Source organism: Brevundimonas sp. (assembly GCF_016463485.1).
In the GTDB taxonomy this organism is placed as follows: domain Bacteria; phylum Pseudomonadota; class Alphaproteobacteria; order Caulobacterales; family Caulobacteraceae; genus Brevundimonas.
Window position 1 is genome coordinate 1 of the sequence record NZ_JAEMRD010000179.1, and the last position, 6225, is coordinate 6225.

Genomic DNA, 6225 nt, shown 5'->3' on the forward strand with positions numbered 1-6225 from the left:
GGGCCGGGGTTGCGGGTCGCAGAGGCGCCGGTGTCGGCCGAGGAGCCGGTCGGGGCGGCGTGGGTGTCGGTGGCGCAGGTGAGGGCTGGGCCGGTGCCTCCACCGGGGCGGACGGCGCGCTGGCAGCGTCCTCGGTCACCACCTCCTCGGACGGATTGTCGGCGGGCGCGGCCTCGATGACCTCGGACGAGACGATGGAGACCGGCACGGACGAGGGGACGATCGGCGGCAGTTCCTTGGTCGGCCAGGACACGAAGGCGAGCGCCAGCACGCCTGCGTGCAGGACGATCGATCCGACGATGGCGGGGCTCGGCCGGTCCAAGGTCTAGCCGCCGGAACTCGAACCCGCGTCCGGGGCCGTATCGGTGATCAGGTTCAGCTTGGTGAAGCCGCCGGCCGAAAGCCGCGCCATGACTCGCGCCACGGCCTGGTACGGCGCCCGGCCGTCCGCGCGCACGAAGACGGGCTTGCTCGACGGATCGTCGGTCCCGGCGGCTGTGCCGACACGGTCCAGAAGCTGGTCGTAGGACGTCTCGTCCTTGTCGATGAAGATGGCGCCGTCGCGGTCGATCGACACGGTGACCGGCTCGTTGTCGGTATCGACCGCCCCGGCCTCGGTCTGGGGCAGTTCGACCGGCACCCCGACCGTCAGCAGGGGCGCCGAGATCATGAAGATGATCAGCAGCACCAGCATCACGTCCACCAGGGGGGTGACGTTGATCTCGCTCAGCGGCCGCTTTCTGGCCCGCCTGCGTCCTCGCACATGGCCCTGACCGGCCCCGCCGCCCATGGCCATCTCAGTCGGCCCGGCGGATGGCGAAGTCGGATGGGGGAGGGGGTGGCGGTGCCACGGGTGCTGTCGGGGCCCCCAGACGACGGGCCACGGCGGCCTGCAGATCGTCGGCGAAGCTCTCCAGCCTTCCTGAGAACTTGCCCGCGTCGATCGAGAACTTGTTGTAGGCGATATAGGCCGGAATGGCGGCGGCCAGGCCGATGGCGGTGGCGAACAGGGCCTCGGAGATCGCCGGGGCCACGGTGGTCAGGTTGGTGTTGCCGGCCGAGGCGATCCGCCCGAAGGCGTTCATGATCCCCCACACCGTCCCGAACAGGCCGATGAAGGGCGAGGCGGTGGCGACCACCGACAGCACGCCCAGACCATGCTCGATGCGGATGCCCTCGCGCGCGATAATGGAGTCGAGAGACCGGTCGATGCGGCTGATCAGCAGATTCCCCTGTTGTTCGGTCAGGGTCCCGCGCGCGCGAGTCTCGCGCCAGTCGGCCAAGGCCACGACCAGCATCCGGGGCAGGGCGTGGGCCGGATTGGGCCCGGCCTGTGAGGCGATATCCTCGAGAGACCGGCCGGAACTCAGCGCCTTCTCGAAGGTGTCGGCCTGGCTGTTCAGGGCTGTGAAGCGGAAAGCCTTGTCGATGATGATGGCCCAGGACCAGATCGAGGCCCCGGCCAGTCCGATCATGACGATCTTCACGACCCAGTCCGCCGTCATGAACAGCGTGACGGGGTTCAGCATTCCGGGGTCGGCGGCGGGCACGGTCATCGGCAAATCGGTCCTGAAGAGTTCACGCCATGGTGCGGGCGGGCGTGACCATAGTGTGGCGCAGGTCCGGTCTAGCGGGATCACGCGCCCGCGTCATGCCCGCGCGCGCGACAGGGGCGCGACAGGGTGAACGCTTCGCCTATTCGCCGCCATTCCGGGGGTCGACCGCGACCGAGACGGGGGCACCGACGCTGACGATCACGCCTTCATGGCCTTCCTTGGCGATCGAATAGGTGGCGGCGTCGCGCAACAGCTGGTCCTGGCAGGCCCGGTCGCCGGGACGGCCCAGGTCGATACAGCCCTGTTTCGCCGCGTCGGCCCAGCCGCGCACACGGCGGGTCGCCGCCTCCGCCCGCTTGATCGAGGCTTCGTCCTCGGCGGCGGCCTGGGCGATCAGGGCCTGACGCGCGCCCTGCTGGTACTGCAACTCGGCCTGACCGGCCATCTTGCGCTCCCAGACCTTGTAATAGGGACAGCCGACCAGTCCGCCGCCGAACAGGATGACCACCAGCAGGATGCAGGTGATCAGGAAGCTCCAGGCCTGCCGGTCTGAGATCCTGGTTTCGGTCGCCATCAGTCGGTCCTCGTGTCTTGGGCCAGCCAGGGTTTGACGCCTTCCAGCAACGCCTTTGTCGGCCGTCGCGGCCGGCCGTCCAGATGGATGCAGACCGCCGTCACATGGGCCCGGCACAGCACCTCGCCGTAGCGCTCCACCGTCTGGGAAATCAGCAGGCGAGGTCCCTTGATGGCGTCATAGGCGGTGCGCACCAACAGGGCGTCGTCGATCCGCGCGGGCTTCAGATATTTCAGATTCAGCTCGGCCAGCACAAAGGCCATCGGCTCGGCGGCGTCCAGCAAGGCGGCGTGGCCCATGGTCGTCAGCCGCAGGAAATCCGACCGCCCCCGCTCCAGATACCGCACATAGTTGGCGTGATAGACCAGTCCGGTGAAATCGGTGTCCTCGTAGTAGACCCGGATCGGCAACAGATGATCGCGGCCCTCGAACCGGCCGGCGGTGGGCATGTCAGCGCTCATCGGACGGCCGCCGAGGTCGCCAGGACCGGGTTCGCCGGCTGGGCCAGGAAGGCCGGGCAGAACCGCTGTTGGACCTCCCGGAATTCAACCGGCATGGGGTCATCCGAGAACAGGATGCGGTTGGGCCGCGACACGAAGGCCACCGCCGTCGCCTGACCCCGCACACCGGCATAGCCGCACAGGGCCCGGCCCCGTCCGGCCTCGGCATAGCGGACCTCGGCGGTCGGCCCCCTTTGCTCGCGCAACTGCCGCACGGCGCGCTCCCCGGCGGTCGGCTGGGGAGCCGGTCTGGCATTGTCATAGATGACCCAGGCGCAGACCCCGCCCAGGGCCAGCACCAGGGCTGCCATCACCAGCATCAGCCGTTGCACATTCAGGCGTCGCGCCATCGGCGTCTCCTTCTCCGTCAGCATGACGGGGATCGGCCGCGGGGTGAAGTCCGGACCGTCAGCCGCCGCTGAAAAGATCGCCGACGGTCGGCGGCTTCGGCGGTTCCGTCAGGCCCAGGTGGGCGTAGGCGCGGGCGCAGGCCATGCGGCCGCGGGGGGTGCGCTGGATGAAGCCTTGCTGGAGCAGGTAAGGCTCGATCACGTCCTCGACGGCGTCGCGGGCCTCGGCGATGGCGGCGGCCAGCGTGTCCATGCCGACGGGGCCGCCGCCGTAGTTCTCGATCAGGGCCTTGAGGAAGCGGCGGTCGTTGGCGTCCAGACCCGCCTCGTCGATTTCCAGCCGGGCCAGGGCGCGGGCCGCCACGATGCGGTTGATGACGGCCGCGCCTTCGGCCTCGGCGAAATCGCGGACCCGGCGCAGCAACCGACCGGCCACGCGCGGCGTGCCCCGAGCGCGGGAGGCGATCTCGCGGGCGCCGTCGTCATCGATGGGGGCGCCGAGCTTTCGCGCCGCGCCGGTGATGACCCGCAGCAGTTCCTCGGGGGTGTAGAACTCCAGCCTCAGCGGGATGCCGAAACGGTCGCGCAGGGGCGTGGCGAGCAGACCCGCCCGCGTCGTCGCCCCCACCAGGGTAAAGGGGGCCAGGTCGATCCGCACCGATCGCGCCGAGGGGCCCTCGCCGATGATCAGGTCCAGCACATGGTCCTCCATCGCCGGATAGAGGATCTCCTCCACCGTCGGAGCCAGGCGGTGGATCTCGTCGATGAACAGGACGTCTCGCGGTTCGAGATTGGTCAGGATAGCGGCCAGATCCCCTGCCTTGGCCAGGATCGGGCCGGAGGTGGCGCGAAAGCCCACGCCGAGTTCGCGCGCCACGATCTGGGCCAGGGTGGTCTTGCCCAGCCCCGGGGGGCCGAACAGCAGGACGTGGTCCATGGCCTCGCCGCGCTTCCGGGCCGCGTCGATGAAGATCTTCAGATTGCCCTTGGCGGCTTCCTGGCCGACGAACTCCGACAGGGTCTGGGGGCGCAGAGCGCGGTCGTACTGTTCGCCGGGGGCGGGCTCGGGGGAGATGATGCGGTCGTCAGACATGTCGTCCCCGCGTAGTCCTTCTCCCCTTGAGGGAGAAGGTGGCAGCCGAAGGCTGACGGATGAGGGGTCGCACGGTTTCACCGGCGAGCGGTTCGGACGCTGGCATCAAACGCCGGCGTGACCCCTCATCCGTCTCGCTCCGCGAGCCACCTTCTCCCGCAAGGGGAGAAGGAACGCGTTCTACCCTCACCGCCCCAGCTCCTGCAGAGCAGCGCGAATGACCGCCGACAGGTCGGCCTCCTCGCCCAGCCGGATCAGGGCCTGATCGACCGCTCGGCGGGCGTTGACCTCGGCGACGCCCAGACCGAGCAGGGCCGACACGGCCTCGCCCGTCACTGACGGTGCGGGCGGGACGATCTCGGCGTGGACGCCCGGCGCCGACGGCGTGAAGGACACATCTCCCAGCGGCTTGCCCTTCAGTTCTGTGACGATCCGCAGCGCCAGCTTCGGCCCCACGCCATTGGCACGTCCGATCGCGGCCTTGTCGTCTCGCGCGACCGCTCCAGCCAGCTCGCCGGGCGGCAGGACGTCCAGCACCGACAGGGCCGCCTTGGGTCCGACGCCCTGAATGCCGGTCAGGGTGGTGAAGGCGCGGCGCTCGTCGCGGGTCAGGAAGCCGTACAGCCGGGGTCCGTTCTCGGCCGACCAACTGCTTTCGATATGCAGGGTCGCCTCGTCGCCGGGCGCCGGCAGCCGTTGCAGGGTCCGCGCGCCGCAGGCCACGACATAGCCCACGCCCGCGCAATCGATCAGGCAGTGCGCCTCCTCGACCTCGGCCAGCACCCCCCGCAGACGACCGATCATGTTCTCCTCCCCGTTCCGCAGGAATGGGGAGGTGGCGCGGCTCGCCTTCGAGCCGTGACGGAGGGGGTGACACGGTGCTTGGGGCTAGGGGACTCGGCGGCCGATATCGCGTCGCCCCCTCCGTCACGTCGCCGAAGAGGCTCCGCGCCACCTCCCCATGCTGCGCACGGGGAGGAGAGATGCGCCGCGCCCCTCATGCCGCCACCCGCGCGAGCAGGGCCCGCTTCCTCAGTTGCGCGTGGGTGATCGCGACCGCCAGGGCATCGGCCGCATCCGCCTTCACGTCGCCTGACGCCGGCAGCAGCCGCTTCACCATGAAGGCGATCTGGCCCTTGTCGGCGTGACCGGCCCCGACAATGGCCTTCTTGATCAGGTTGGGCGAATATTCTGCGACCGACAGGCCGCACCGCGCCGGGGCCAGCATGACCGCTGCCCGGGCGTGGCCCAGCTTGAGGGTCGAGGCCGGGTTGACGTTGACGAAGACCTCTTCGATGGCCGCCTCGTCGCAGGCGTGGGCCGTGCAGATCTCGCCGACGGCATCCAGCAGATGCAGCAGCCGTTCGCTGAACGGGGCCTTGTCGTCCGGCGTCACCACGCCGTGCGCGATCCAGCGCAGACGTGATCCCTCAGCCGCCACCACGCCCCAGCCCGTCCGACGCAGGCCGGGGTCGAGACCGAGGATGCGGACCGGTCCGCCTCCGGAGATGTGAATCGTCGCGTTCGTCATTCGTTCCTGTCATGCCTGAATCGGGGTTACCGAACAATGACCGGATGCGAAGTCCGATTCCGGCCGATCCCCCCGATGACGCCACCGAGGCTTTGCGCCACCATGACCCGATGACGATCGAGATCACTCCGGCCCAGGCCCGCCGCATCGCCCTGGCTGCCCAGGGCTTTGGTCGGGCTGCGCCTGTCGAACCCGGCACGCGCCAAGTCAACGACATGATCCGGCGGCTGGGCGTGGTCCAGATCGACAGCGTCAATGTGGTCAGCCGGACCCACTATCTGCCGCTGTTCTCGCGGCTGGGTGCCTATGACCGGGGTCTGCTGGAGCGTGCGGCGTGGGGGCCGGGCAAGCGAAGCCTGTTCGAGTACTGGGGCCATGAGGCGTCCTTCCTGCCGGTCGAGAGCCAGCCCCTGCTGCGCTGGCGGATGGCGCGGGCTCAGGATGGCGAGCTGTGGACCGGGCTGGCGCGTTTCGGGCGCGAGCGCAGGGACTATATCGACGGGGTGCTGGCCGAGATCGAGCGGCGCGGGCCGGTGACGGGTGCCGATTTTGCGGCCGGTCCGCGTGGCAAGCCCGGCTGGTGGGAATGGTCGGACGGCAAGCGGGCGCTGGAGTGGCTGT

Annotated in this window: 9 protein-coding genes and 1 pseudogene; 1 reads left to right on the plus strand and 9 read right to left on the minus strand. The window is 69.6% G+C overall.

The window, feature by feature from the left end; translation table 11 throughout:
• From JHC99_RS17000 to ruvC, 9 genes and pseudogenes are all read right to left on the minus strand, one after another.
• Positions 1-322: pseudogene (locus JHC99_RS17000) on the minus strand (energy transducer TonB); the annotation flags it as partial.
• Positions 323-325: 3 nt separating this feature from the next.
• Entirely contained in the window at positions 326-796 is a 471-nt protein-coding gene (locus JHC99_RS17005; RefSeq protein ID WP_292155828.1) for an ExbD/TolR family protein, read from the minus strand.
• Position 797: 1 nt separating this feature from the next.
• Positions 798-1556: a protein TolQ gene (tolQ, locus tag JHC99_RS17010; protein ID WP_292155830.1), complete on the minus strand. Its 759-nt coding sequence runs from the start codon at positions 1554-1556 to the stop codon at positions 798-800.
• A 139-nt stretch (positions 1557-1695) separates the two neighbouring features.
• Positions 1696-2130, minus strand: a complete 435-nt coding sequence (locus JHC99_RS17015) for a hypothetical protein (RefSeq protein WP_292155831.1) — start codon at positions 2128-2130, stop codon at positions 1696-1698.
• Positions 2130-2579, minus strand: a complete 450-nt coding sequence (locus tag JHC99_RS17020) for a YbgC/FadM family acyl-CoA thioesterase (protein ID WP_292155832.1) — start codon at positions 2577-2579, stop codon at positions 2130-2132. The genes JHC99_RS17015 and JHC99_RS17020 overlap by 1 nt, the downstream gene beginning before the upstream one ends.
• 8 nt (positions 2580-2587) lie before the next feature.
• A complete protein-coding gene (locus JHC99_RS17025) occupies positions 2588-2980 on the minus strand; it encodes a hypothetical protein (protein WP_292155833.1) in 393 nt (130 codons plus the stop codon).
• 58 nt (positions 2981-3038) lie between these two features.
• A complete protein-coding gene (ruvB, locus tag JHC99_RS17030) occupies positions 3039-4073 on the minus strand; it encodes a Holliday junction branch migration DNA helicase RuvB (RefSeq protein ID WP_292155834.1) in 1035 nt (344 codons plus the stop codon).
• Positions 4074-4259: 186 nt separating this feature from the next.
• Positions 4260-4877 (minus strand): Holliday junction branch migration protein RuvA, encoded by a 618-nt coding sequence (ruvA, locus tag JHC99_RS17035; RefSeq protein ID WP_292155835.1) that lies wholly within the window; start codon positions 4875-4877, stop codon positions 4260-4262.
• Between the two features lie 193 nt (positions 4878-5070).
• The gene (ruvC, locus tag JHC99_RS17040; RefSeq protein WP_292155836.1) at positions 5071-5604 is read right to left on the minus strand and encodes a crossover junction endodeoxyribonuclease RuvC; all 534 of its coding nucleotides are present in this window, start codon (positions 5602-5604) and stop codon (positions 5071-5073) included.
• A 44-nt stretch (positions 5605-5648) separates the two neighbouring features.
• Between ruvC and JHC99_RS17045 the strand changes: the two genes are divergently transcribed.
• On the plus strand, positions 5649-6225 hold a 577-nt coding region (locus JHC99_RS17045), incomplete at its 3' end, for a crosslink repair DNA glycosylase YcaQ family protein (protein WP_292155837.1).